Source organism: Pectobacterium jejuense, from assembly GCF_026800125.1.
In the GTDB taxonomy this organism is placed as follows: Bacteria; Pseudomonadota; Gammaproteobacteria; order Enterobacterales; family Enterobacteriaceae; genus Pectobacterium; species Pectobacterium jejuense.
Genome location: NZ_JAPQKX010000008.1, coordinates 47775 through 71660, shown reverse-complemented (window position 1 = coordinate 71660; position 23886 = coordinate 47775). Strand labels below are relative to the sequence as shown.

The window sequence follows — 23886 nt, the reverse complement described above, 5'->3', positions numbered from 1 at the left end:
TCAGGTTATTAGGGTAATGGTTGGCTATTATCAACCGCGGTGTCACGGTCTGCGATGGATATTTGCACATTACCGTTTGTGACCTGAGTATCATAAGCTGCAACAGAATAGGCTCCATCCTCCAGACAGAAGCCATCATAAAGGCGGAAATGCTGTTTTTTCAATGGGCTTGCTACCCAAAGATCGTCTTGATGCTCGCCCACTATACCGCGACTTAATACGCTCGCCTGCGCGAACGGATCGATATTGCTGATGGCGTAAACCTGTTCATCGTTACGTGGGCGGAACACGGCAATCTGTTGCTGCTCGACGAGTGCACAAACGCCGGTGCCGGGCAGGATGTCGTCTAACTTACATACGGTCGTCCACTGGCTCATGCGTTTTCCTCCTCTAACTCAATCTGTTTTACCGGAATACGCTCGGCAGGGCGCGCCGGACGGTGTTGTTGACGTTCACTCACCATTTGCACGTTCGGGTCACGTACCGGGCTGTTAATGAAGTGGGCAAAGCGTTTCTGTGCGTCTGGATCCGCCAGCGTCGCCTGCCATTCGCAGAGGTAACCTTCCCGCAGACGTGCGATATCCGCTTCAAGCTGATCGTTAATGCCCAGCTTGTCTTTCACAATCACGTTACGCAGATAGTCGATACCGCCTTCGAGATTATCCAGCCAGACGGACGTACGCTGGAGCTTATCGGCCGTGCGGATGTAGAACATCATGAAGCGGTCCAGATAGCGGATTATCGTTTCGCGGTCTAAGTCGGCTGCCAGCAGGTCGGCGTGGCGCGGTTTCATCCCGCCGTTGCCGCATACATACAGGTTCCAGCCTTTTTCGGTGGCGATAATCCCCACGTCTTTACCCTGTGCTTCTGCACATTCCCGTGTACAGCCGGAGACGCCAAATTTCATTTTGTGCGGTGTGCGGATGCCTTTGTAGCGGTTTTCCAGCTCGACGCCAAAGCCCACGCTGTCGCCGACGCCAAAGCGGCACCAGGTGCTGCCGACGCAGGTTTTTGCCATACGTAATGCCTTGGCGTAAGCGTGGCCGGTTTCAAACCCGGCTTCGATGAGCTGGGCCCACACGTCAGGCAGGTCGTCTTTCTGTACGCCGAATAGTGCCATGCGCTGAGAACCGGTCATTTTGGTGTACAGGTTATATTGCTTAGCGATGCGACCAATGGCGATCAGGCCATCCGGCGTGATTTCCCCGCCTGCGGAGCGTGGGATCACGGAATAGGTGCCGTCTTTCTGGATATTGCCGAGGAAGTTATCGTTGGAATCCTGCAGCGGCGTGTGCTGTGGTTTGAGCACGTACTCGTTCCAGCAGGAAGCCAGCAGAGACGCGGCGGTTGGTTTACAGACCTCACAGCCGTAGCCTGAACCGTGTTTCTCCAGCAGTTGATCGAACGTTTTGATTTTTTCGATTTGGATCAGGTGGTACAGCTCCTGACGCGAATAGGCGAAGTGTTCACACAGGTGATTATTGACTTCGATCCCCTGCTTGCTGAGTTCCGCGTTTAACACCTGCGTCAGCAGCGGGATACAGCCGCCGCAGCCCGTACCGGCTTTGGTGGTTTCCTTTAGCGCCGCGACGGTATGACAGCCGCCGTTAATTGCTTTGATGATGTCGCCTTTGGACACGTCGAAGCAGGAGCAGATTTGCGCACTTTCCGGCAGAGCATCGACACCCAGCGTCGGTTTCGCACTGCCAGCGGACGCAGGAAGAATCAGCGCTTCAGGAGAATCCGGCAGCGGGATTTTGTTCAGCATGAATTGCAGCAGGTTGCCGTAATCCCGCGTGTCTCCGACCAGCACAGCACCGAGCAGTGTTTTATTGTCGGCGCTGACGATCAGACGCTTGTAGGTTTCTTTATTTTCATCCAGCCACATGTAGCTGCGAGAGCCCGGCGTATGGCCGTGTGCGTCGCCAATCCCGCCGACATCGACGCCCATCAACTTGAGCTTGGCGCTCATGTCGGCACCCTGGAATCGGTTTTCATGTCCTAACAGGTGGTCGACGGCAACCTGTGCCATCTTGTAGCCGGGTGCGACCAGACCAAATGGTCGACCATGCCAGGCGGCACATTCGCCGATAGCGTAGACGTCCGGGTCGGAGGTCTGGCACCAGTCGTTAATCGCGATACCGCCGCGTGGGCCGATTTCCAGCGCACACTGACGCGCCAATTTGTCCTGTGCGCGGATACCGGTCGAGAACACGATGAAGTCGACTTCTAGCGTGCTGCCGTCGGCAAACACCATCGTCTTGCGGTTTTCCAGGCCGGAATGCTGAATGGCCTGCGTATTCTTGCTGGTGTGTACACGCACACCCATGTTTTCAATCTTGCGTTGCAGCAGGGCGCCGCCCTGTGCATCCAACTGTTCGGCCATGAGCACCGGGGCGAACTCAATAACGTGCGTTTCCACGCCAAGGTGTTTCAGCGCGCCAGCCGCTTCCAGACCTAATAGACCCCCGCCGATCACCGCGCCGCGTTTGCTACGGCGTGCGCAGTTTTCGATGGCGTTCAGATCTTCAATGGTGCGGTAGACGAAACAGTCTTGCCCGTTTGACCCTTTGATTGACGGGATCCACGGATAAGAGCCAGTGGCCATGATTAACTTGTCGTAATACACGGTACGGCCGGAATTGGAGTGAATGGCTTTTTCACTGCGGTTGATGGTGATGGCGCGTTCACCGAGCAGGACTTTAACGCCATTTTTTTCGTAGTAGCCTTCGCGTACTAAAGAGAGCTCTTCTACCGTGTGGTGCGCGAAGTAAGAAGAGAGGTGGACACGATCGTAGGCGACGCGGGGTTCTTCACAAAAAACGGTAATATCGTAGGTGGACGTTGGGGCCTTATCCAGCAACTCTTCGATAAAACGGTGGCCAACCATCCCGTTACCGATAACAGCGAGTCTGACTTTGTTCATTTTTGCCTCAAAATTGCTTCTTCTGAGGTTACCTTATCGCTCCACACTGGACGCTTATTGATGTACATCAAATTGTCTTTTATATACTACTTTATGAGTATCTTGATGATTTTACTTATTTTTTCTTAAGTCTTGGTTTTTGCAGGAGTTTTAGTGGCGAGCAAAAATGAGATCTATAGCACGCTTTTGGTCAGAAGCCGACTGGTTAGCGGGCAATCCGCTATCAGAGTAATCTTCCCCCTTGTCAATCATTCACGTTCCTGAGCGCTCAAAAATAAAACTAAGGGATTATCCATTTGTTTAATAAGGATATGAAATGTTCTGGTGATAATGCTCACAAGGTTGTGTGCAATTGCACAGTTATCGGCGACATAATTTCGTCATATGGAATAAATTGCCTAATGACTAACGGAGTCACAACCTTAATAATTGAAAATAAAACAGCATTTTTTTTTAATTAGCACGCTATTTCTTTTCTGTGACCTTGATCGACTTATGAGGCCGTACCAGAAGAATAGCCGTGTTTTTTATCGACAGGACCAACACAGTCAGTGAAGTTATTCTTTAATTATTTATGTGGCTTACATTCGTCATCGTGTACATGAGTTGTGTTAAACATCAAGGCAGGTAACAACGTGAAAATAGAATCAATTGATGTCACCGTCTTCACTTATCCCACACGCCGGGTTTCCGACAGTGCGGGTCATTCACACCCGGGAGCCGAGAATCAGGCCAAGATGGCGCTGTTAACCATCACGGCAGATGATGGGCAAAAAGGTTACGCTTTCGCTCCGCCGGAAGTGATTCGTCCTCATATCGTTAATGCTTTCTTCCGCAAAGTGCTGATTGGGCAAAACCCGTTCGACCGTGAGCGCCTGTGGCAGGATCTGGTGCACTGGCAGCGCGGTAGCGCCAACCAACTGACCGACCGCGCGCTGTCGATTGTGGAATCTGCACTGTGGGATCTGCAAGGTCGCGTGCTGAACATGCCGGTGCACAAACTGCTCGGCGGCTATCGTGAAAAAGTCCCTGCTTACGGCAGCACCATGTGTGGTGACGAGCTGGAAGGCGGCTTATCTACGCCAGAGGAATACGGCCAGTTCGCAGAAAAGCTGGTGCAGCGCGGCTATAAAGCCATCAAGTTGCATACCTGGATGCCGCCGGTGTCATTCGCGCCTAGCCCGAAGATTGACGTACAAGCCTGTGCGGCAGTACGTGAAGCGGTCGGCCCGGATATCTGTCTGATGCTGGATGGTTATCACTGGTACAGCCGTAGCGACGCACTGTACATCGGCCGTGAACTGCAAAAGCTCGATTTCACCTGGTTTGAAGAGCCGATGGAAGAACAGAGCATGGCGTCTTACAGCTGGCTGACCAAGAGCCTGGATATCGATGTTATCGGGCCAGAAAGTCTGTCAGGCAAATATTTCAGCCGTGCTGACTGGGTTAAAGAAGGCGCATGCGACATTTTACGCGCGGGCGTACAAGGCGTGGGCGGTCTCTGGCCGTGTATGAAAGTCGCGAGTCTGGCGGAATCCTTCGGTATGGACTGCGAAGTTCACGGTAACGGCGCGCCAAACCTCAACGTCGTGGGTGCGATCAAAAACTGCCGCTGGTATGAGCGCGGGCTGCTGCATCCTTTCCTCGATTACGACGAACCTGCTGCTTATCTGAATTCGATTGTCGATCCAATGGACAACGAGGGCTTTGTGCATCTGCCGCAACGTCCAGGGCTGGGAGAAGATATTAATTTTGACTGGATTGAGGAGCATACCCTAAGTAAAGAATAACGTTTTGTTCTACTGGTTCTTTGTTCGATCTGAAAGATAGCCTTACCTAAAAAATAAAAAGTTGTCGTCTTCCATGCTCCCACACCTTGGAGAATAATGATGAAAGCACGAGCAATACTCCGTACCCTGCTGTTAGGTTCACTCTGCATGGCCGCCACGCCGGCCATTCTATCGGCAAAAACCCCTGACGATCAGCTGATCGTGGGGATGAACATGAACAACATGCTCTCACTCGATCCGGCCGCCATGACCGGTAACGAAGTGGTGGGCATTATCGTCAACCTCTATGACTCGCTGGTGGTGCTGGATCCCGCCAACCTGAGTAACATCCAGCCTTCTCTGGCGAAAAGCTGGAGCGTCAGTGATGATGGTAAGGTCATTACCTTCAATTTGGTGGATAACGCCAAATTCCATTCCGGTAACCCCGTAACGGCGCAAGACTTCGCCTGGTCGATGAAGCGTCTGCTTAACCTCAACATGGCACAGGCCACGACGTGGAAATCCTACGGCTTCACCGCGGAAAACGTGGAGAAAATGATCCGTGCCAAAGACGCGCACACCGTTGAAATCGAACTGCCAAAACCGAACGATCCAAAACTGGTGCTCTACTCGCTGGCGACGCTGGGTAGCGGCTCGGTGCTGGATAGCAAAACGGTTATGCAGCATGAGAAAAACGGCGACTGGGGTAACGGCTGGCTGACCACGAACGAAGCCGGTTCCGGCCCGTTCAAGCTGGACGTGTGGCAGGCGAAAGACGTGCTGCGCATCAGCAAGGTTGAAAACAACTGGCAGGGCGATGCGAAAATGCGTCGCGTGATTTTCCGTCACATGACTGAATCACAGGCGCTGCGCCTGATGATTGAAAAAGGCGATATTGACGTTGCCTCTGGCATGTCGGTGCCGGATATCAATGCATTGAAACAAGACAAAGACGTTGTGGTTGATGAGGTGAAAAAAGGCACGCTGTACTACGTTGCAATGAGCCTGAAAAACGAATACTTCGCTAAACCGAAAGTGCGCGAAGCGGTTCGTTACCTGATTGATTACGATGGCGTCAATAAGACGGTAATGCCTGGCTATGGTTTCTATCATCAACGCCCTATCCAGAAAGGGATGGATGCGACGCTGCCGGATCCTGGCTACAAGCTGGACGTGCCACGCGCCAAGGCACTGCTAGCCGAAGCGGGCTACCCGAATGGATTTGAAACCACGCTGCGTGTCCTGTCCGATCAGCCGTTCCTGAATCTGGCGACGTCGGTACAGTCCACGCTGGCACAGGCGGGCATCAAAGCCAAAATCATCTCCGGCACCGGTAATCAGGTTTACGGCGCAATGCGCGATCGTAACTTCGATATGCTGGTTGGCCGCGGCGGTGGCGGCGTCGATCCGCATCCTCACTCCAGCCTGCGCTCTGTTGTCTATAACCCGGATAACAGCGACGAAGCCAAACTGACCAACTTCCAGGGCTGGCGCACATCTTTCTACGATAAGCCTCTGAACGACATGATCGATCAGGCGCTGTTGGAGAAAGACCCTCAGAAACAGAAGCAGATGTATATCAACGTGCAGAATCGCTATGAAGAACTGTTCCCGGCCATCATTCCGGTGTCGCAGATGATCGATTCTGTGGTGTTGCGTAAGGACGTGAAAGGCTATGTGCCGCATCCGTCTTCTACGACGCATCTGCGTGAGGTGTATAAGCAGCGCTAGTGTCCACACGTTAAACCGGATGATTAGCCGATACGTTCCCGGCTAATCATCCCGATCAGATACGTTAAAAAGAGATGACCGCGTGAGTGGTGATTTGCTGTCGCCGCTGACCGGGATATCAGGAGAAAGAACATGGTTTTCTCTGATTGGATCAAGCCGGGTGGAGTACTGCGTCGTTTGGCAAAACGTCTGTTTCAGGTCGTCGTCACGCTGTTCGGATTATTAATCCTGACCTTCGTGATCGGCCGCGTGATGCCAATCGATCCAGTCCTGGCTATTGTCGGACAGGACGCCGACCAAAGTACCTATCAACAGGTTTACCAACAGCTGGGGTTGGATAAGCCGCTGTATGTGCAGTTCTTTATTTACTTCAATTCACTGATGCATGGGGATTTGGGCAATGCCCTCCTGACCGGGCGACCGGTAATGGATGACATTATCCGCGTTTTCCCTGCCACCATCGAACTTGCCACCATGGCGATTATCGTCGGTGCCGGTCTGGGCGTGCCATTAGGCGTGCTTGCTGCGGCGCGACGCGGCAAGTGGGCGGATTATGTGGTGCGTTTTATCAGTCTGGCCGGTTATTCCACGCCGATATTCTGGGTCGGGATGATGGGGCTGCTGGTGTTCTACGCCTGGCTGAACTGGGTAGGCGGTGCCGGACGGGTTGATATGGCCTACGACGGCCTGGTGGAGAACCGTACCGGCCTGCTGCTGGTGGATTCGTTACTGGCGGGCGAGTGGGATGTGTTCCGCAGCGCGCTGAACCATCTGGTGTTGCCAGCCACGATTCTCGGTTTCCACTCGCTGGCCTATATCAGCCGTATGACGCGTAGCTTCATGCTGGCGCAGCTTTCGCAGGAATACATCATTACCGCGCGAGTGAAAGGGCTGTCTGAGTTCCGTGTCGTCTGGGCGCACGCGTTTCGCAATATTCTGGTTCAGCTTCTGACGGTAGTAGCGCTGGCGTATGGCTCGCTGCTGGAAGGGGCGGTACTGATCGAAACGGTCTTCTCATGGCCTGGCTTTGGTTCCTATCTGACTGGCAGCCTGCTGCTGGGGGATATGAACGCGGTTATGGGATGTGTGCTGCTAGTCGGGTTGATCTTCGTGACGCTTAACCTGCTGTCGGACATGTTGTATCAAATCTTTGATCCGAGGACGAACGCATGAATATTTCCTCTGAGCCGCCGGTCAGCCGTGAATCGGTAATGCGGACACCGCCGGAAAAACGTGTGAGCCGCCTGCGGCTACGCGGTGCGCGAATCGGCGGGTTTCTCTTGACGATGATGCGCAATCCGCTGACCGCGATTGGTTCTGCAATTGTGCTGATGTTGATTCTGGTCGCTATTTTCGCCCCGTGGATCGCCACGCACGATCCGCTGGTACAGGATTTGGCTAACGCGCTACAGGCCCCGAGTGCGGCGCATTACTTTGGCACCGATGAGTTTGGGCGCGATGTGTTTAGTCGTCTGGTCTATGGTTCACGCATCACGCTGTATATCGTTGCGCTGGTGTCGGTAACCGTGGGGCCTATCGGGCTGGCACTGGGCGTGGTGGCCGGGTATTACGGCGGCATCGTCGATACCATCCTGATGCGTATTACCGATATCTTCATTTCGTTCCCGAGCCTGGTGTTGGCGCTGGCGTTCGTTGCGGCGCTTGGCCCAGGTCTGGAGCATGTGGTGATTGCGATTACGCTGACGGCCTGGCCGCCGATTGCCCGTCTGGCAAGGGCGGAGACGCTGTCGCTGCGCCACGCGGACTTTGTGTCTGCCGTGAAGCTGCAAGGCGCATCCTCTATCCGCATCCTGCTGCACCACATTGTGCCGCTGTGTCTGCCGTCGGTGATTATTCGTATCACCATGAATATGGCGGGCATCATTCTGACTGCGGCGGGTCTGGGCTTTCTGGGGTTGGGGGCACAGCCGCCCGATCCTGAATGGGGCGCGATGATCTCTGCGGGTCGTCGTTACATGATGGAGTGCTGGTGGTTAGTAACTATTCCGGGGCTGGCGATTTTGATTAACAGCCTGGCGTTCAACTTCCTTGGAGACGGCCTACGTGACATCCTCGATCCCAGAACTGAATAAGTCTTCTCAACGTGCGCCGGGAAGCTCGCCCCTGATGGAAGTGGAAAATCTGCGGGTAAGCTTCGTGAACCGTGGTGCCGTGACGGATGCCGTGCGCGGTGTCTCCTTCACGCTAGGCTGTGAAAAGCTGGCGATTGTCGGCGAATCTGGCTCCGGTAAATCGACGGTCGGTCGTGCGCTGCTGCAACTGCATCCGCACAGTGCGCGGATTACGGCAGACAAACTGCGCTTCGGCGATACCGACCTGCTGAAAGCGGATGAGGCGCGGATGCGTCAGATCCGCGGCAAGCGCATCTCCATGATTATGCAGGATCCAAAATATTCGCTGAACCCAGTGGTGTGCGTCGGCGATCAGATTGCCGAAGCCTATCTGGCGCACCATAAGGTGTCGCACCGCGAGGCGAAGGAAAAGGTCATGGCGATGCTGGACGTGGTACGTATTCGTCAGCCAGAGCGCGTATACAATCTGTATCCCCATGAGATCTCGGGCGGGCAGGGGCAGCGCATCATGATTGCGATGATGCTGATTACTGAACCCGAAATCGTGATTGCCGATGAACCGACCTCCGCACTGGATGTGTCTGTGCGTCTACAGGTGCTGGCGATGCTGGACGATCTGGTCAGCGAGCGCGGCCTAGGGCTGATTTTCATCAGCCACGATATCAATCTGGTACGCAGCTTTTGCGATCGGGTGCTGGTGATGTATGCCGGACGCGTCGTGGAGTCCATTGCCGCCGCCGATCTGGACAACGCGCAGCATCCTTACACGCGTGGGTTGCTGAATTCGCTGCCGGATATCGACCATCGACGCCCGCGTTTGCCGGTGATGAATCGCGATCCAGCCTGGATCAATGGATAAAGGGGATAATCATGGCAACTGAAGCAATGAGTCAGCGCAAGCCGATGATCGAAGTGAATAACCTGAATCTCTCTTTCGGGCAGGGCAGCACGGCGAATCAGGTATTGTACGATGTGAACCTTACCGTCAACGATGGCGATATCTTTGGTCTGGTAGGGGAATCAGGTTCGGGTAAAACCACGGTGCTGAAGTGTCTGGCCGGGCTTTTTAATCATTGGGAAGGCACGCTGCATATTGACGGGAAGAAACTGGCACACCGAATCGATCAGGCGCGCTGTCGCCGGGTGCAGATGGTGTTTCAGGATCCGTACGGATCGCTGCATCCCCGTCATACCGTGGAGTCGATTCTGGAAGAGCCGCTGTCGATCCATCGCTTTGACGATCGTGACGATCGTATCGATACCTTGCTGGAGAAAGTGGGGCTGGGAACGCATTTCCGCCGCCGCTATCCGCATCAGCTTTCGGGTGGACAGCGTCAGCGTGTGGCGATTGCCCGAGCGCTGATTCTGGAACCGAGAGTGCTGTTGCTGGATGAGCCGACGTCGGCGCTGGATGTGTCAGTGCAGGCGGAAATTCTCAACCTGCTGACGGAGTTGCAGCAGCAGGAAAAGCTGACCTACCTGATGGTGACGCATGACTTGGGCGTGATTTCCCACCTGTGCCATAAAGTGGCGGTGATGCAATACGGGAAGATACTGGAAACGTTGGAAACCGACGACCTGACCAGCGATATGCCGAAGGATGCCTATACCTCCATGCTGGTGGACGCCAGCCGTCAGTACAGTCGCGATCTGGCGGTGCGCTCGGAGCGTATGGGCTAGGCGCGCTGCGCGATAATCATCATCAATGAGGGCCGAGCAATCGGCCCTTTTTTTATCTTGGGCACAGGTTTTCGCTAACAGTTGGTTACGAACAGACTTTTATACGTAAAAAAAGGTAAATGGGTAGCGTTGAAGGGTGCGGATACTTACAATCATTACGCTTTCTGTAGTCGGCCTCTTCAAAAAGGAATTCTCATGTTCAAACGTACTCTGGTTGCTGCGGCAGCCCTTATTTCACTGACGGCATTTTCTCCCGCCTTTGCGGCTTCCGACACCACCACGCGTGTGCTGTTGACGACGTCTGCGGGCAATATCGAACTGTCTTTAGATAATCAAAAGGCACCGGTTTCGGTAAAAAATTTCGTCGAGTACGTTAACAACGGTTTTTATAACGGGACGACATTTCACCGTGTAATCCCTGGCTTTATGGTGCAGGGCGGCGGCTTTTCTGGCGAAATGAGCCAAAAAGCGACGAACGCGCCGATCAAGAATGAAGCCGATAACGGTTTACGTAACCAGCGCGGTACGATCGCGATGGCGCGCACGTCTGATAAAGACAGTGCAACCAGCCAGTTCTTTATCAATGTCGCGGACAACGCGTTCCTCGATCACGGCCAGCGTGATTTTGGCTACGCCGTGTTCGGTAAAGTCGTGAAAGGTATGGACGTCGTGGATAAGATCTCTCAGGTGCCAACGAAAAACGTCGGGCCTTATCAGAACGTACCGACTACGCCAGTGGTGATTCAGTCTGCGAAAGTGCTGCCCTGATTGGCAAGATAGATAAGCAAAGAACCGAGAATACGTAAAAGGCCACTGATGTGGCCTTTTACGATCTTACGTACTCAACGGCTGTATTATTCCAGCGCTTTAGCCATTTGCTGTAGCCAGGCGTCCACGCCGGTGCTCGGCACGTTCAACTGACGGTAGGTCGCGGTTGCAACCGGATAGCCGCCGACGTCTTCCTGACTATTCACGAAGCCACCTTTCCGCTGTTTGAAATTCTCCACGATACGTTTATCAACGGCATCACGATCTTTAGGACGTGCGCCTGCGCTTTGTAGTACCTGATTAGTGACGGCGCTGGCCGGTGATGCCGTTAAGCCCGCAGGCCAAATAGGGGACACTTTGAGTAAATTAATCCCGCTGCCTGACGTTTGCGGTGCGGCTTTGCCCTTGGCATCGTACGCGAGGTTATCTGACATCCAGACATCGCCGGAGCTGTTGCTTCCTACCAGCCCTAAACCTGCTTTGGTATTGGCACCGTAGTGCATCACGTTACCCGCCACGGAGACGCGTGGGCTGGCGGGCATGGTTTTTCCTTCCCACTCTTTCACTACTCCACCAACGCGAAGACCCCAGATGCCGGGGTTATAGATCAGGTTATTGACCATGACGCCCGTAGAGCCAGCCTTGAACCAGGCATTGCGCTCGTTGTTGTGCGCATAGAGGCTGCCCACAATCGATACGTCAGTCACGTTATCGTGAACCAGCGTCCCCATCGAGTGAATACCTTTGGTGTGAGCCGAGTCGTATAGGCCTTCAGCAACGATATTATTCGACAGCGTGATACGGCGTGCGGTGCCCTGCGGCCCGTCATAGCGTGGCCCGGAAATAGACAGGTTTTCATCCGTACCCCAGGCGAAACTAGAATGGTCGATCACGACGTTGTAGGCATCTTTGCCGTTGATGGAAACATCGCGTTCAAAGCCGCTTTTTTTACCCGTTCCAGCATCGCCGATGCGGAAACGAATATGCTGCATGAGGACATCGTGTGTGCTGATCCCCATTCCGCCGCGAATGATGGTGATACCGGGAGAAGGGGCGGTCTGGCCAGCGATGGTGACAAACGGCTCAGTTAACCGGAGGTCACTTTTATTCAGGTCGATAATGCCGCCAACCTCAAAAACGATAATGCGCGGCCCTTTAGCGGCCAGCGCTTCCCTGAGTGAGCCTGCACCGGAAGAGGCCAGCGTTGTGACGCGAATAATGCGTCCACCGCTGCCTGCAACGGTATCCGTTCCGAATCCTTTCAACTCTGGTGCTGCCGGTGTGGCGGCGCTAGCCATCGGTACGCCAACACTTAATACTACGCCAGTGCTGAACAGTGCGGCGAACAGAAGAGAACGTTTCATTTCATTTCCTTGAATATTAACGATAAAAATGAGCGAGCCCTTAGGACTCGCTCAAGTGCGGCCCGAACGATAGACCAACGGGCGTTAAGCGCGCTTACAGGCTCCGGTTAGCACAGGACAATGAGGGGCGGAGCCTGCAGTTTGCTTATTTACCTTTCACGCTTTACACATCGCAATTAGTTGCAATTTGCTGCTGTCAGCACGGCAAGGTTTTTGTTCACGCCAGCATAGTTCGCCAGTTTGTCTTTCACGCACTGTGCCGAAACCGGAGAGTAGCTGTAAGGAACAGAAGCGAATGTGCCAGTGCTTTTCCAGTCTTCCGCATTCACGTACGGCTTGGAATCTTTATCCCAAGTGATGTTGTATTTCGCGAAATCGGCTGGGCTCATGACGTTGTTATTACGCAGCTCCCAGGTACCGAAGTTGGAACCGTCGTAACGTGAGGTCACTGGGTTTTTCGCATTCTCGAACCAGTTACGTTCGATCAGCGCAATCCCTTTCTGACGCACGTTCAGGCCAGAACTGGTGATGCCGGTATACAGGTTGTTGTACGCGTGAACCTGGCCGCCACGTTGCAGCGGGAGGCGAGCGTTAACGTCGTCGTAAATATTGTGATGGTAAGTCAGATCACGGCCCGTATCGCTGCTGCTGAAGCCGCTCAGCCCCACTTTTTTGATGCCATGAATGTAGTTATACGACACCGTCACGTTGGTTGAGGCTTTCTTGATATCAATCGCGGATTCGAATGTGGTGTCGCCGTCTTTTGTACCTGCGCATTCAAAGTTTTTCGCGAAGATCTCGTTGTGGTCAATCCAGACGTTCGGCGTGTTATCAATACGAATGGCATCACCATCCTGCGCGCCGCCCGGCATGTAACCAAAACGCATGTTACGAATGACGATATCGGATGATTTTGTCAGCCAGATCCCGAAGTTGGCGGACGATCCGTTGGTTCCGATGATGGTAATGCCTTTGGTGAACTCTTTGATTTCTACACCGCGGGCATCCTTACTCCACTGGCCGCAGATGTTGGCCTCAGCGGCTTTGATCAGCGCGTCTTCATTACCGTTATAGGTGATGACGAGCGGGTAAGCACCACCTTTGACTTTCTTACCTTTGGAATCCAGCTTCGCTTCTTCGATGATATCAATGATGTCTTGCATGGAGCGCGCCGTTTTTTTCACGGCACCGGCAACGTCACCACCGTCAGTGGTAGCATAACCCCCCGTATTTGCCGCCATCGTTGGTTGGGCCGCAAGCAATAACAGCCCAGCGGCTGCAGAAGGCAGTAGGTATTTCATTAAGGTACTCTCCTTGGAATTGAATTTTTGTTTGGGCATTTATGATCCACATAACCCAGATTATATTATTTTGGTGTTTCAATAAAAATGAAATCAAGGTTTATTGAAATCCCAATTAAGTCTTACCATAAAAGTAAAAGAATTCAATATTTCGATATTAAATATATAGGGTGAATAACGGTGGGAATGCGCATGGCTAATAAGTGACTATTTTAAAAGGTAATGTTTTTTTCATTTTTTCTAAAATTAAGCCGCTTTGAATTTTTATGAAAAATAAAATTATATTTCGTTTTATTGCTCGTTGTTGGATGCGATTTGATAGAGGTGATAACTGTGAGCGACATCAATAAATAAGTAAAATTTCCTTATTGAGATGATGGTGTAAGAAATATTTGATGCTGATCAAATTATTAATTAATCATGTGTTGATTGAGCGCGGTTATTTTTATCGACTAATCCTTAATTAAATAATGGTTTCTTCATTAATAAACAAAGCCATTAATTGAATGTATAAATAATTAGTCTGTTATTTAATTGATGCATATTTTTTAGGAGTGCCTATCCACTCTCATGAGTAGGTTCCATAAAAAACGAGCGAGCTCTAAGAGCTCGCTCGGAGAGAACCATGTCTTAGCGTGAAGAGTCATGGCCGCGGGACATTCAGGCTTATTGCTTTCTGTCTTGATTCGACAGAGAAAGCCTGATCGCGTTTATTTGCAGTTAGCGGCTGTCAGTACTGCCAGGTTTTTACCTACGCCAGCATAGTTTGCCAGTTTATCCTTCACACACTGCGCAGAAACTGGCGTGTATTTATAGGAGACGGCAGGGAATTTTCCTGTGGTTTTCCAGTCATCCGCATTGATATGAGGGGATGACGGTTTGCCCCAGGTGATTTTGTATTTAGCGAAGTCTGCCGGTTTCGTGACGTTGTTGTTACGCAGCTCCCAGGTACCAAAGTTGGAGCTGTCGTTACGTGCCGTCACTGGGTTCAGCGCATTTTCGAACCAGTTGCTTTCGATGAGGGCTTTCCCTTTCTGACGGACGTTAAAACCTGAACCGGTGATGCCGTCATACAGGTTGTTGTAGGCGTGAACCAGACCACCACGTTGCAGCGGCAGGCGTGAGTTAACATCGCGGTAGATATTGTGATGGTAAGTCAGGTTACGAGCCGTCGTATCCGAACTACTTGAACCGCTCAGGCCGACTTTCTTGATGCCGTGGATATAGTTGTAGGACACCGTGACGTTCGTTGACCCTTTCTTGATATCAACCGCTGATTCAAAAGTGGTGTCATTGTCTGGCGTACCAGCGCATTCGAAGTTCTTGGCGAAGATCTCGTTGTGGTCGATCCAGACGTTCGGTGAGTTATCGATACGAATGGCATCGCCGTCTTGCGCGCCGCCCGGCATATAGCCAAAGCGCATGTTACGTACCACGACGTTAGAAGAATTCACGATCCAAACACCGAAGTTGGCGGATGAGCCATTGGTGCCTTGGATAGTAATGCCTTTGGTGAACTCTTTGATTTGTACGCCGCGGGCGTCCTTACTCCACTGACCGCAGATATTCTTTTCAGCCGCTTTGATTAGTGAATCTTCATTACCGTTATAGGTGATGATGAGCGGGTAAGCGCCACCTTTGACTTTCTTGCCTTTTGAATCCACTTTCGCGGCTTCAATAATATCCACAATCTCTTGCATAGAACGTGCCGTTTTTTTCACGGCGCCAGAAACTTCGCCACCATCCGTAGTGGCATAGCCGCCCGTATTTGCAGCCATCGCGGGTTGAGCAGCAAGTAATAACAACCCAGCGGCGGCCGTAGGCAATAGGTATTTCATTATGATTGTCTCCTTGGAATAGAATTTTTATGGGCATTTATCGATCCCTATGCCCGATATAGCAGGTACACATTTTTCAACAAAAATGAATCTCAATTTTGGTGAAAAACCAAGGGGAGTGTGGTCAAAAAATAAGATCAGTTCAAGGGTGAAATGTTAAATGTATTAGGTTGGAAACATTTTGTAATACTGATGATTGGATAATTTGGATTTTATGAGAAACGATTTTCTTTTAAATCAACCTAAAATCATAAGGTTATTTTGTTGGCAGAAAATAAATGCACTCGGGTTTCTTTATTGGTTGGGTTTTAAAGGGTTGTTTTTATTGTAGCAATCGCTGTCGCTAGCGTAAGGAAATCATCTTAAGTCAAAATATACTATCACAGGCATATTCAATATTGTTTACGTGATGAGCCAATTTTATCGTGAATTTTAGTTTGTTAAAAAATAATAATTATTAGTCACTATATGGCGTTTCTTTATGTGATAAGCAAAAAAATAGACCTCATTATTCATCGCGGTTTATTGGCTAAATGATCATTAGCATGCGTCTGTTTTCATGAAAGTTACGCTGACAATCTTGCGCAGGTCTCTTAAAAATGAGCGAGGCCGAAACACTCGCTCAGGAAGAACCCGACGCAGAATGAATGCGTCGGGCTTAACGCGTTTATTTACAGTTAGCTGCTGTCAGGACTGCCTGGTTTTTACCTACGCCAGCATAGTTTGCCAGTTTATCCTTCACGCACTGTGCGGAAACTGGTGAGTAGCTATACGGGACGGCAGGGAATTTGCCGGTGCTCTTCCAGTCATCCGCATTGATGTGCGGGGTGGATGGTTTACCCCAGGTGATCTTGTATTTAGCAAAATCAGATGGGCTGGTAATGTTGTTGTTACGCAGTTCCCAGGTACCGAAGTTGGAATCGTCGTTACGTGCGGTCACTGGGTTGAGTGCATTTTCGAACCAGTTGCTTTCGATCAGTGCGATCCCTTTCTGACGGACGTTAAAGCCTGAACTTTTGATACCGTCATACAGGTTGTTATAAGCATGCACTTGACCACCACGTTGCAGCGGCAGACGTGAGTTAACATCGCTGTAAATATTGTGATGGTAAGTCAGGTTACGACCGGTATCTGTGTTGCTTGAGCCGCTCAACCCTACCTTTTTCACACCATGGATATAGTTGTATGACACGGTGACGTTGGTTGAGGCTTTCTTGATATCAACCGCTGATTCAAAGGTCGTGTCGTTGTCTGGCGTACCAGCACATTCGAAATTCTTGGCGAAGATCTCGTTGTGGTCGATCCAGACGTTCGGTGTGTTATCAATACGGATGGCATCGCCATCTTTTGCACCGCCCGGCATATAGCCGAAGCGCATGTTACGCACGATAACGTTGGAAGAGTTAACCATCCAGATACCGAAGTTAGCGGAAGAACCGTTGGTACCGAGGATGGTGATCCCTTTGGTGAACTCTTTGATTTCTACACCGCGCGGATCTTTGCTCCATTGGCCGCAGATGTTAGCCTCAGCCGCTTTGATTAGCGCATCTTCATTACCGTTATAGGTAATGACGAGCGGGTAGGCGCCGCCTTTGACTGCTTTACCACTTGAGTCCTTTTTCGCGGCTTCAATGATATCGACGATCTCTTGCAGAGAGCGTGCGGTTTTTTTCACAGCACCGGAAACGTCGCCGCCGTCAGTGGTGGCATAACCTCCCGTATTTGCCGCCATTGTCGGTTGGGCAGCGATCAGCAACAGCCCAGCGGCTGCAGAAGGCAGTAGGTATTTCATTATGTACTCTCCTTGACATAGAATTTTTTTGGGTATTTATCACTACACACCCTGTGTAATAAAAAAGGCTGTTTCAACAAAAATGAAACCAAGGTTTGTCTATAAAGCCGAGCTAAGTGTTAACAGAAAAAATAAACAATACAAGATGGGGCGTTAAATATATTAATTAAATAACAGAGGACAACTGAGAGGATTTGTGTCTATTACTTTTAAATAGAAACCAATTTCCATTTAAATCATTTAAATTCATTGGTTTATGTTTTTTAATATGTGTTTTTTCAATCTGGATTCTTTATTTTTTATCCATCTAACATGCGTGGTTTATTCGCTTTCTTAGCAATTGTGATCGTCATCAAGAATTAAAGATAAATCTAATCTTCTTCGCTATCCTGCCTTTTTTAAAAAAACTTAATTAATTCATAGGTGGTTTAAATTTATTATTTTTTTTGTTAAAAATAATTTCAAGGTAATCGTTTACTGTGGATAGGGATAATCAATAAGGCCTATTAATAAAGATATTTTCTGATGAAATAAATGATTTGTGATCGATAAAATTATTACCATGCTAATTTCTTAAATGGCAAGAACGACCCCCTTGTCTTTGATGGTAACGAGTGATGGGTACCTGACGCGGATTTCATGTATGTTAGTACGGTTTTTCCGACTAACAGTACAATGACTATGCTGCTAATTATCGATAACTACGACTCCTTTACCTACAACCTTTACCAATACTTTTGTGAGCTTGGCGCGCAGGTTGTGGTGAAGCGTAATGATGAACTGACGCTGCGTGAGATTGAACAGCTTGCGCCTGAGCGGTTGGTCATTTCACCGGGCCCTTGTACGCCGGACGAGGCGGGCATTTCACTGGCGGCCATTCGTCACTTTGCCGATAAGTTGCCTATTTTGGGCGTGTGTCTTGGCCATCAGGCGATGGGACAGGCGTTCGGCGCGCGCGTGGTGCGGGCACGACAGGTCATGCACGGGAAAACCTCAGCGATTGAGCATAGCGATACGGGGGTTTTCACGGGGTTGGCTCAGCCTTTGACGGTCACCCGTTACCATTCACTCATTATTGATTCCGCCTCGCTACCCGATTGCTTTGAAGTCACGGCCTGGAGCGAGCATGAAGGGAAGCGTGATGAGATTATGGGGATCCGCCATCGCACATTGCCGCTGGAAGGGGTTCAGTTTCACCCAGAGAGCATTCTTAGCCAGCAAGGGCATCAGCTTTTGGATAATTTCCTTAAAATTTAGCTATATAGAAAGTTATTCTCCTCAGTAGCCGATTTAATATTGCCTGTAATTGATTTTTTATGCATATTTATTGACTATATTTTCATTTCGACATGATGGACAGCAGAGTGAGGCAGCAAATGGCAGCAGAGCAGAAAGCAGTGACACGGGATACTCACGATAAAGTGATTTTGCCAGTTTATGCACCCGCGAAGTTTGTACCCGTGAAAGGTAAAGGGAGCCGCGTCTGGGATCAGGACGGCCGCGAGTATATCGATTTTTCCGGTGGTATTGCGGTTACGGCGCTGGGTCACTGCCATCCTGCATTGGTGAATGCGTTGCAGCAGCAGGGTGAAAAGCTGTGGCACACCAGCAATATTTTCACTAATGAGCCTGCGTTACGCCTCGCCAGCAAATTGATTGATGCTACTTTTGCCGACCGCGTATTCTTTGTTAACTCCGGTGCTGAGGCTAACGAAGCGGCCTTTAAGCTGGCGCGTCACTATGCGGTTAAACGCCATAGTCCGTATAAAACCAAGATCATCGCCTTCTACAATGCATTCCATGGTCGGACGCTGTTCACCGTCTCGGTCGGCGGACAGCCTAAATATGCCGACGGTTTCGGGCCTAAGCCTGCTGATATTGTTCATGTTCCCTTCAACGATCTGGCAGCGGTTAAAGCGGTGATGGACGATCACACCTGTGCAGTCGTGCTGGAGCCGATTCAGGGGGAAGGGGGGATTACGCCTGCTACGCCTGAGTTTTTACAGGGCGTGCGCGATCTCTGCGATCAGCACAAAGCGCTGCTGGTGTTTGATGAAGTGCAGAGCGGGATGGGGCGTACTGGCAAGCTATTCAGCTACATGCACTACGGCATTACGCCGGATATTCTCACAACGGCTAAAGCCTTGGGCGGTGGTTTCCCAATTAGCGCGATGCTGACGACGGAAGAGATCGCATCGGCCATGACGGTTGGGGTACACGGCACCACCTATGGCGGCAACCCGCTGGCCTGTGCGGTGGCGGAAGCCGCACTGGATATTATTAACACGCCGGAAGTGCTGTCAGGCGTTGCGGATCGTCACGATCGCTTTGTCAGTGAGCTTGAGAAAATCAATCAGCAGTACGGGGTATTCGAACAGGTTCGCGGTATGGGGTTGCTGCTGGGTGCAGAACTGAAACCGCAATGGCATGGCCGTGCGGGCGAGTGTCTGGCGGCGGCAACGGCTCAGGGGCTTATGGTACTGATGGCTGGGCCGAATGTGATCCGCTTTGTACCGTCTTTGATCATTGATGAAGACGATATTGCGCAGGGGATGGCGAAATTCGCCAAAGCCGTCGCGCAGGTTGTTAACGCAGCAAACTGATTAGACATAAAAAACGTAGGGAACGTTTTTCAACGTCGCTTGCGACGGCCCGCAGGGTGGCGAGCAGGATGCTCGCCATAAAAAAACGTAGGGAACGTTTTTCAACGTCGTTTTGCGACGGCCCGCAGGGTGGTGAGCAGGACGCTCACCATAAAAAAAGCGTGAGGCCGAGGCTTCACGCTTTTTTATTGGTAGGGTACCGCGACAGGGGTTTAGCGAGTGCCGTAAACGACAATCGTTTTACCGTGTGCAGAGATCAGGTTCTGGTCTTCTAACATTTTCAGAATGCGGCCCACGGTTTCACGCGAGCAGCCAACGATTTGCCCAATTTCCTGACGAGTAATTTTTATTTGCATGCCATCTGGATGCGTCATGGCATCAGGTTGTTTGGCCAGGTTGAGTAGGGTTTGGGCAATACGGCCGGTCACATCAAGGAAGGCGAGGTTGCCGACTTTCTCAGAGGTAACCTGAAGTCTGCTTGCCATTTGCGCAGACAGGCGCATGAGGATATCCGGGTTAACCTGGATGAGCTGGCGGAATTTTTTATAGGAAATTTCAGCCACTTCACAGGCGGTTTTTGCCCGAACCCAGGCGCTGCGTTCCTGACCTTCTTCAAACAGGCCGAGCTCGCCGATAAAATCGCCCTGATTGAGGTAGGAGAGAATCATTTCCTTGCCTTCTTCATCTTTGATTAGCACTGCGACAGAGCCTTTCACGATGTAGTAAAGCGTTTCTGCTTTTTCACCTTGGTGAATCAGCGTGCTCTTCGATGGATACTTGTGAATATGACAATGGGAAAGGAACCATTCGAGAGTTGGGTCTGTTTGCGGTTTGCCGAGAACCATTCGCTATCATCCTCTGTTGTAATTCACTGCGCAAATTACAGGGGTCAGAGTTCCCTGTACGGCGTGTTTAACTGCTAAAAAAATAAAATTCAGTCTAGGCAGAATGACGTCAGGGAATATACTGAAACCTCTGTACCCTTTATTTTCCGGTTGCTGCCTTGCCGCACCGTAAACATGGCTGGGGTATGTCTGGCCAGGTCATCATCTTCTTCGTTTCTGGGTTTGTCCAGAAAAGGTCTATTCTATTTTCGTTTTAACACAGCTTTAAGGACGTGTCTTGTGTTGTCTCGCTTCAGCATGACAAAGCGCTGATTAACGCTGGTTTTTGTACAGTAACGGTATAAATTTTCAAAAAATTTTTAGTGGAGAGGCATCATGCAGGCACGGGTAAAATGGGTTGAAGGCTTAACGTTTTTGGGCGAATCCGCATCAGGGCATCAGATATTGATGGACGGCAATTCCGGTGATAAAGCGCCGAGTCCGATGGAAATGGTGTTGATGTCTGTAGGCGGATGCAGCGCGATTGATGTGGTATCGATTCTGCAAAAAGGCCGCAACGATGTCGCGGATTGCGAAGTGAAATTAACGTCAGAGCGTCGGTCTGACGCGCCGCGTTTATTTACCCACATCAATCTGCATTTTATCGTGACGGGAAAAGGATTGACCGACAAAGTTGTCGAGCGAGCCGTTGCACTGTCGGCGGAAAAATACTGCTCTGTGGCACTGATGCTGGGCAAAGCCGTTGAGGTGACGCATAGCCACGAAATTAGAGTGCTGGCATAACCCCTGTCTCTGGGCACTAATTCTGGTCACTTAAGCCTGTTATTAGGGGAAACACAGGGGGGAGGTTCCCGTAGGGAGGCCTCGCCCCTGTGGTCGCCCCGTGTATCTCGATGCTTATTCGATGGTTTTCCCTTCAATTAACCGCTGCACCAGCGGCGCCATGATTAATTCCATCGCCAACCCCATCTTCCCGCCAGGAACGACCAGCGTGTTGATGTGGGAGATAAAGGAACCCTGCAACATGGCGAGCAGATAGGGATAATCAATATTATCCAATCCCTGAAAGTGAATCACGACGAAGCTTTCGTCCAGTGAGGGAATCGACTTGGCGGCGAACGGGTTGGAGGTGTCCACGGTAGGCACGCGCTGGAAGTTGATGTGGGTGCGAGAGAACTGTGGCGTGATATAGGTGATGTAGTCTTCCATTGAGCGGACGACGGAATCCATCACTGCTTCACGCGAGTGGCCGCGCTCATTGACGTCACGAATCAGCTTTTGAATCCATTCCAGGTTGACGATCGGTACCACGCCGACGAGTAAATCCACATGCTGTGCCACGTCGTTTTGCTCGGTGACCACGCCGCCGTGCAGTCCTTCATAGAACAGGATATCGGTGGGCTCCGGCATTGGTTCCCACGGCGTGAACGTTCCGGGAACCTGATTATAGGGAATCGCTTCATCGTAGGTGTGAAGGTATTTACGCGTCTGGCCGCGTCCGTGCAGGCCATATTCGATAAACGACTGTTCCAACAGGCTGAAATCATTCGCTTCCGGGCCGAAATAACTGATATGGCGTCCTAAATCACGCGCTTTACGAATCGCCATATCCATTTCCGGGCGGGTATAGCGGTGAAAGCTATCGCCTTCTAACTGGGCTGCGCGCAGATCAAACTGCTGGAAAATCTTACGGAAGGCCAGACTGGTTGTCGTGGTGCCCGCTCCGCTGGAGCCGGTAACCGCAATAATCGGATGCTGATGTGACATAAGGTGCGTGACTCCGTGATCGCGATGCCCGCGTAGACCGAAGGCCTGCGCGCATCCTCAAAAAAGACGTAATTGTCATCATTGTTAGCATGTTTGGCGCGTTCTTTCACGACTTTCGGCGTGCTCAATAAGGGGCATGTCCTCCGGAATTGAGCTGGTTACGCGGCATGATATTGAGAGTTTCATGTAACTCAGACCACACCAACACTACCTCGCCAGATTGGAGTTGGCCGCGGATATCTTCCACTTTCTGCGCCAGCGAACGCTCCTGTTCGCCATAATCGGTGCCTTCCCGCAGGACGAAGGATTCGATGATGTTATCCAGCGTTTCTGGATCGAGCTGTTGCCAGGGAATAATCACGCTATGTTTCCTGATTCAAAGGGTTCCTGAGTAAAAACGGTTCCTGAAGAAAAAGAGTCGCTGACCTGGTCCAAAAATGGGCTAAGCCACTTGGGAATGCGCTGTTCCAGCCACATTTCCGGTTTCAGCAACGTTCCGCCGACGAAGCCAACATGCCCGCCATGCTCCGTTAGCTGATACTCAATATTAGACGGTAACTGAGACAGATCGGGAATCACCTCTGATGTCATGAAAGGATCGTCCTTCGCATGGATGATGAGCAGCGGTTTACGTATCTGAGGCAATAGTGGCAGAGCGCTACAGCGTCGATAGTAGTCGGCCGCATCGCGGAAGCCGTGGATACGTGAGGTAATGACATCATCAAACTCTCGCAGCTGGCGGATTCGCTTCAACTGCGGCAACTGAATTGGCAATGTATCTGGATACGCCGCCAGCTTGCGGCCGGCGTTTTGTTTCAACAGGCGCAGCAGGTAATGCTGATAGACGCGGGAGAAACCTTGTTCCATCCGACGGCTACAGGGCTCGAGCATCAGTGGCGCTGAAACAATGACGGCGGCGGACAGGGAACAGGCTTCACCTTGCTGCGCGAGCAGGTAGGCCAGCATGTTACCGCCGAGAGATACGCCGATGGCGGCGGTAGTCGCATCGCCCAGCGTCTCCTGCATCCAGCGCAGGAAATAGCTGGCATCGCTGGTTTCGCCGGAGTGATAAATGCGCTTCATCCGGTTGGGCTTCCCGCTGCATCCGCGGAAATGCATGATGACGGCCAGCCAGCCGCGCTGTTTACAGGCATGTAGCAGGCCGTGAGCGTAGGGGCTATGAAAGCTGCCCTCTAGCCCGTGGAACAGCACCACGCGCGGTTTGTGCCGCGCCTGTTCAGGGGATTCGCTCCAGGCCAGATCGACGAAATCGCCGTCCGGTAATTCCAGTGGCTGCCAGACTGGCGAGAATTGCGCATGACGGCGAATTAGACGCGGCAATAGCGTTTGCAGATGTGGATTATGAGCGCCGCTTAGCGGACGAAAATGGTCATACATAAAGGATATAG

At 51.2% G+C, this 23886-nt stretch carries 20 protein-coding genes; 10 read left to right on the top strand and 10 right to left on the bottom strand.

All coding sequences use genetic code 11. The features are described from left to right. Positions 1-8: 8 nt before the first annotated feature. Both nirD and nirB read right to left on the bottom strand, forming a co-directional pair. Positions 9-377 (bottom strand): nitrite reductase small subunit NirD, encoded by a 369-nt coding sequence (nirD, locus tag NXT09_RS15555; RefSeq protein ID WP_205555230.1) that lies wholly within the window; start codon positions 375-377, stop codon positions 9-11. Then, the gene (nirB, locus tag NXT09_RS15550; protein ID WP_205555229.1) at positions 374-2926 is read right to left on the bottom strand and encodes a nitrite reductase large subunit NirB; all 2553 of its coding nucleotides are present in this window, start codon (positions 2924-2926) and stop codon (positions 374-376) included. The genes nirD and nirB overlap by 4 nt, the downstream gene beginning before the upstream one ends. A gap of 635 nt (positions 2927-3561) precedes the next feature. Between nirB and NXT09_RS15545 the strand changes: the two genes are divergently transcribed. From NXT09_RS15545 to ppiA, 7 genes are all read left to right on the top strand, one after another. After that, positions 3562-4716, top strand: coding sequence for a mandelate racemase family protein (locus NXT09_RS15545; protein ID WP_103199182.1), 1155 nt, complete (start codon positions 3562-3564; stop codon positions 4714-4716). 99 nt (positions 4717-4815) lie between these two features. Beyond that, positions 4816-6426, top strand: a complete 1611-nt coding sequence (locus NXT09_RS15540; RefSeq protein ID WP_205555276.1) for an ABC transporter substrate-binding protein — start codon at positions 4816-4818, stop codon at positions 6424-6426. Between the two features lie 132 nt (positions 6427-6558). Beyond that, positions 6559-7599, top strand: a complete 1041-nt coding sequence (locus tag NXT09_RS15535) for an ABC transporter permease (RefSeq protein WP_039492138.1) — start codon at positions 6559-6561, stop codon at positions 7597-7599. A 38-nt stretch (positions 7600-7637) separates the two neighbouring features. After that, positions 7638-8519 carry an ABC transporter permease gene (locus NXT09_RS15530; RefSeq protein WP_100018545.1) on the top strand — a complete coding sequence of 294 codons (882 nt, stop codon included), beginning with the start codon at positions 7638-7640 and terminating at the stop codon, positions 8517-8519. Beyond that, positions 8491-9378: an ABC transporter ATP-binding protein gene (locus NXT09_RS15525; protein WP_080762775.1), complete on the top strand. Its 888-nt coding sequence runs from the start codon at positions 8491-8493 to the stop codon at positions 9376-9378. The genes NXT09_RS15530 and NXT09_RS15525 overlap by 29 nt, the downstream gene beginning before the upstream one ends. 44 nt (positions 9379-9422) lie before the next feature. Beyond that, entirely contained in the window at positions 9423-10199 is a 777-nt protein-coding gene (locus NXT09_RS15520; protein WP_170310727.1) for an ABC transporter ATP-binding protein, read from the top strand. 195 nt (positions 10200-10394) lie between these two features. After that, entirely contained in the window at positions 10395-10967 is a 573-nt protein-coding gene (gene ppiA, locus NXT09_RS15515; RefSeq protein WP_010277593.1) for a peptidylprolyl isomerase A, read from the top strand. An 86-nt stretch (positions 10968-11053) separates the two neighbouring features. On the opposite strand, the gene pelZ is transcribed toward ppiA, so the two are convergent. The 4 genes from pelZ to pelA form a co-directional block, all read right to left on the bottom strand. Beyond that, on the bottom strand, positions 11054-12331 hold the full coding sequence (pelZ, locus tag NXT09_RS15510) for a pectate lyase PelZ (protein ID WP_268580230.1): 1278 nt from the start codon (positions 12329-12331) through the stop codon (positions 11054-11056). A gap of 176 nt (positions 12332-12507) precedes the next feature. Further along, entirely contained in the window at positions 12508-13632 is a 1125-nt protein-coding gene (gene pelC / locus NXT09_RS15505; protein ID WP_205555227.1) for a pectate lyase PelC, read from the bottom strand. Between the two features lie 710 nt (positions 13633-14342). Continuing rightward, a complete protein-coding gene (gene pelB / locus NXT09_RS15500) occupies positions 14343-15470 on the bottom strand; it encodes a pectate lyase PelB (protein ID WP_268580229.1) in 1128 nt (375 codons plus the stop codon). 667 nt (positions 15471-16137) lie between these two features. Beyond that, complete coding sequence (gene pelA, locus NXT09_RS15495; protein WP_205555225.1) at positions 16138-17262, bottom strand: pectate lyase PelA; 1125 nt, start codon at positions 17260-17262, stop codon at positions 16138-16140. Positions 17263-17943: 681 nt separating this feature from the next. Between pelA and NXT09_RS15490 the strand changes: the two genes are divergently transcribed. Both NXT09_RS15490 and argD read left to right on the top strand, forming a co-directional pair. Further along, positions 17944-18519, top strand: a complete 576-nt coding sequence (locus NXT09_RS15490; protein WP_268580228.1) for an aminodeoxychorismate synthase component II — start codon at positions 17944-17946, stop codon at positions 18517-18519. Between the two features lie 119 nt (positions 18520-18638). After that, positions 18639-19865, top strand: a complete 1227-nt coding sequence (gene argD, locus NXT09_RS15485) for a bifunctional acetylornithine/succinyldiaminopimelate transaminase (RefSeq protein ID WP_268580227.1) — start codon at positions 18639-18641, stop codon at positions 19863-19865. 212 nt (positions 19866-20077) lie between these two features. Here the strand turns inward: argD and crp are convergent, their stop codons facing one another. Then, on the bottom strand, positions 20078-20710 hold the full coding sequence (gene crp, locus NXT09_RS15480; protein ID WP_004090925.1) for a cAMP-activated global transcriptional regulator CRP: 633 nt from the start codon (positions 20708-20710) through the stop codon (positions 20078-20080). A gap of 375 nt (positions 20711-21085) precedes the next feature. On the opposite strand from crp, the gene NXT09_RS15475 reads away from it, so the two are divergent. Beyond that, the gene (locus NXT09_RS15475) at positions 21086-21493 is read left to right on the top strand and encodes an OsmC family protein (RefSeq protein WP_109225892.1); all 408 of its coding nucleotides are present in this window, start codon (positions 21086-21088) and stop codon (positions 21491-21493) included. A gap of 114 nt (positions 21494-21607) precedes the next feature. Here the strand turns inward: NXT09_RS15475 and NXT09_RS15470 are convergent, their stop codons facing one another. The 3 genes from NXT09_RS15470 to NXT09_RS15460 form a co-directional block, all read right to left on the bottom strand. Beyond that, complete coding sequence (locus tag NXT09_RS15470; RefSeq protein WP_048262707.1) at positions 21608-22477, bottom strand: phosphoribulokinase; 870 nt, start codon at positions 22475-22477, stop codon at positions 21608-21610. Between the two features lie 124 nt (positions 22478-22601). Next, the gene (locus NXT09_RS15465; RefSeq protein WP_010277524.1) at positions 22602-22838 is read right to left on the bottom strand and encodes a YheU family protein; all 237 of its coding nucleotides are present in this window, start codon (positions 22836-22838) and stop codon (positions 22602-22604) included. Beyond that, complete coding sequence (locus NXT09_RS15460) at positions 22835-23875, bottom strand: hydrolase (RefSeq protein WP_268580224.1); 1041 nt, start codon at positions 23873-23875, stop codon at positions 22835-22837. The genes NXT09_RS15465 and NXT09_RS15460 overlap by 4 nt, the downstream gene beginning before the upstream one ends. Between the last annotated feature and the right edge of the window lie 11 nt (positions 23876-23886).

Bases quoted from the DNA above. Each gene is read 5' to 3' on its own strand.
- nirD (WP_205555230.1), bottom strand. From the start codon at position 377: ATGAGCCAGTGGACGACCGTATGTAAGTTAGACGACATCCTGCCCGGC.
- nirB (WP_205555229.1), bottom strand. From the start codon at position 2,926: ATGAACAAAGTCAGACTCGCTGTTATCGGTAACGGGATGGTTGGCCAC.
- NXT09_RS15540 (WP_205555276.1), top strand. From the start codon at position 4,816: ATGAAAGCACGAGCAATACTCCGTACCCTGCTGTTAGGTTCACTCTGC.
- NXT09_RS15535 (WP_039492138.1), top strand. From the start codon at position 6,559: ATGGTTTTCTCTGATTGGATCAAGCCGGGTGGAGTACTGCGTCGTTTG.
- NXT09_RS15530 (WP_100018545.1), top strand. From the start codon at position 7,638: ATGCGGACACCGCCGGAAAAACGTGTGAGCCGCCTGCGGCTACGCGGT.
- NXT09_RS15520 (WP_170310727.1), top strand. From the start codon at position 9,423: ATGATCGAAGTGAATAACCTGAATCTCTCTTTCGGGCAGGGCAGCACG.
- ppiA (WP_010277593.1), top strand. From the start codon at position 10,395: ATGTTCAAACGTACTCTGGTTGCTGCGGCAGCCCTTATTTCACTGACG.
- pelZ (WP_268580230.1), bottom strand. From the start codon at position 12,331: ATGAAACGTTCTCTTCTGTTCGCCGCACTGTTCAGCACTGGCGTAGTA.
- pelC (WP_205555227.1), bottom strand. From the start codon at position 13,632: ATGAAATACCTACTGCCTTCTGCAGCCGCTGGGCTGTTATTGCTTGCG.
- pelB (WP_268580229.1), bottom strand. From the start codon at position 15,470: ATGAAATACCTATTGCCTACGGCCGCCGCTGGGTTGTTATTACTTGCT.
- pelA (WP_205555225.1), bottom strand. From the start codon at position 17,262: ATGAAATACCTACTGCCTTCTGCAGCCGCTGGGCTGTTGCTGATCGCT.
- NXT09_RS15490 (WP_268580228.1), top strand. From the start codon at position 17,944: ATGCTGCTAATTATCGATAACTACGACTCCTTTACCTACAACCTTTAC.
- argD (WP_268580227.1), top strand. From the start codon at position 18,639: ATGGCAGCAGAGCAGAAAGCAGTGACACGGGATACTCACGATAAAGTG.
- crp (WP_004090925.1), bottom strand. From the start codon at position 20,710: ATGGTTCTCGGCAAACCGCAAACAGACCCAACTCTCGAATGGTTCCTT.
- NXT09_RS15475 (WP_109225892.1), top strand. From the start codon at position 21,086: ATGCAGGCACGGGTAAAATGGGTTGAAGGCTTAACGTTTTTGGGCGAA.
- NXT09_RS15470 (WP_048262707.1), bottom strand. From the start codon at position 22,477: ATGTCACATCAGCATCCGATTATTGCGGTTACCGGCTCCAGCGGAGCG.
- NXT09_RS15460 (WP_268580224.1), bottom strand. From the start codon at position 23,875: ATGTATGACCATTTTCGTCCGCTAAGCGGCGCTCATAATCCACATCTG.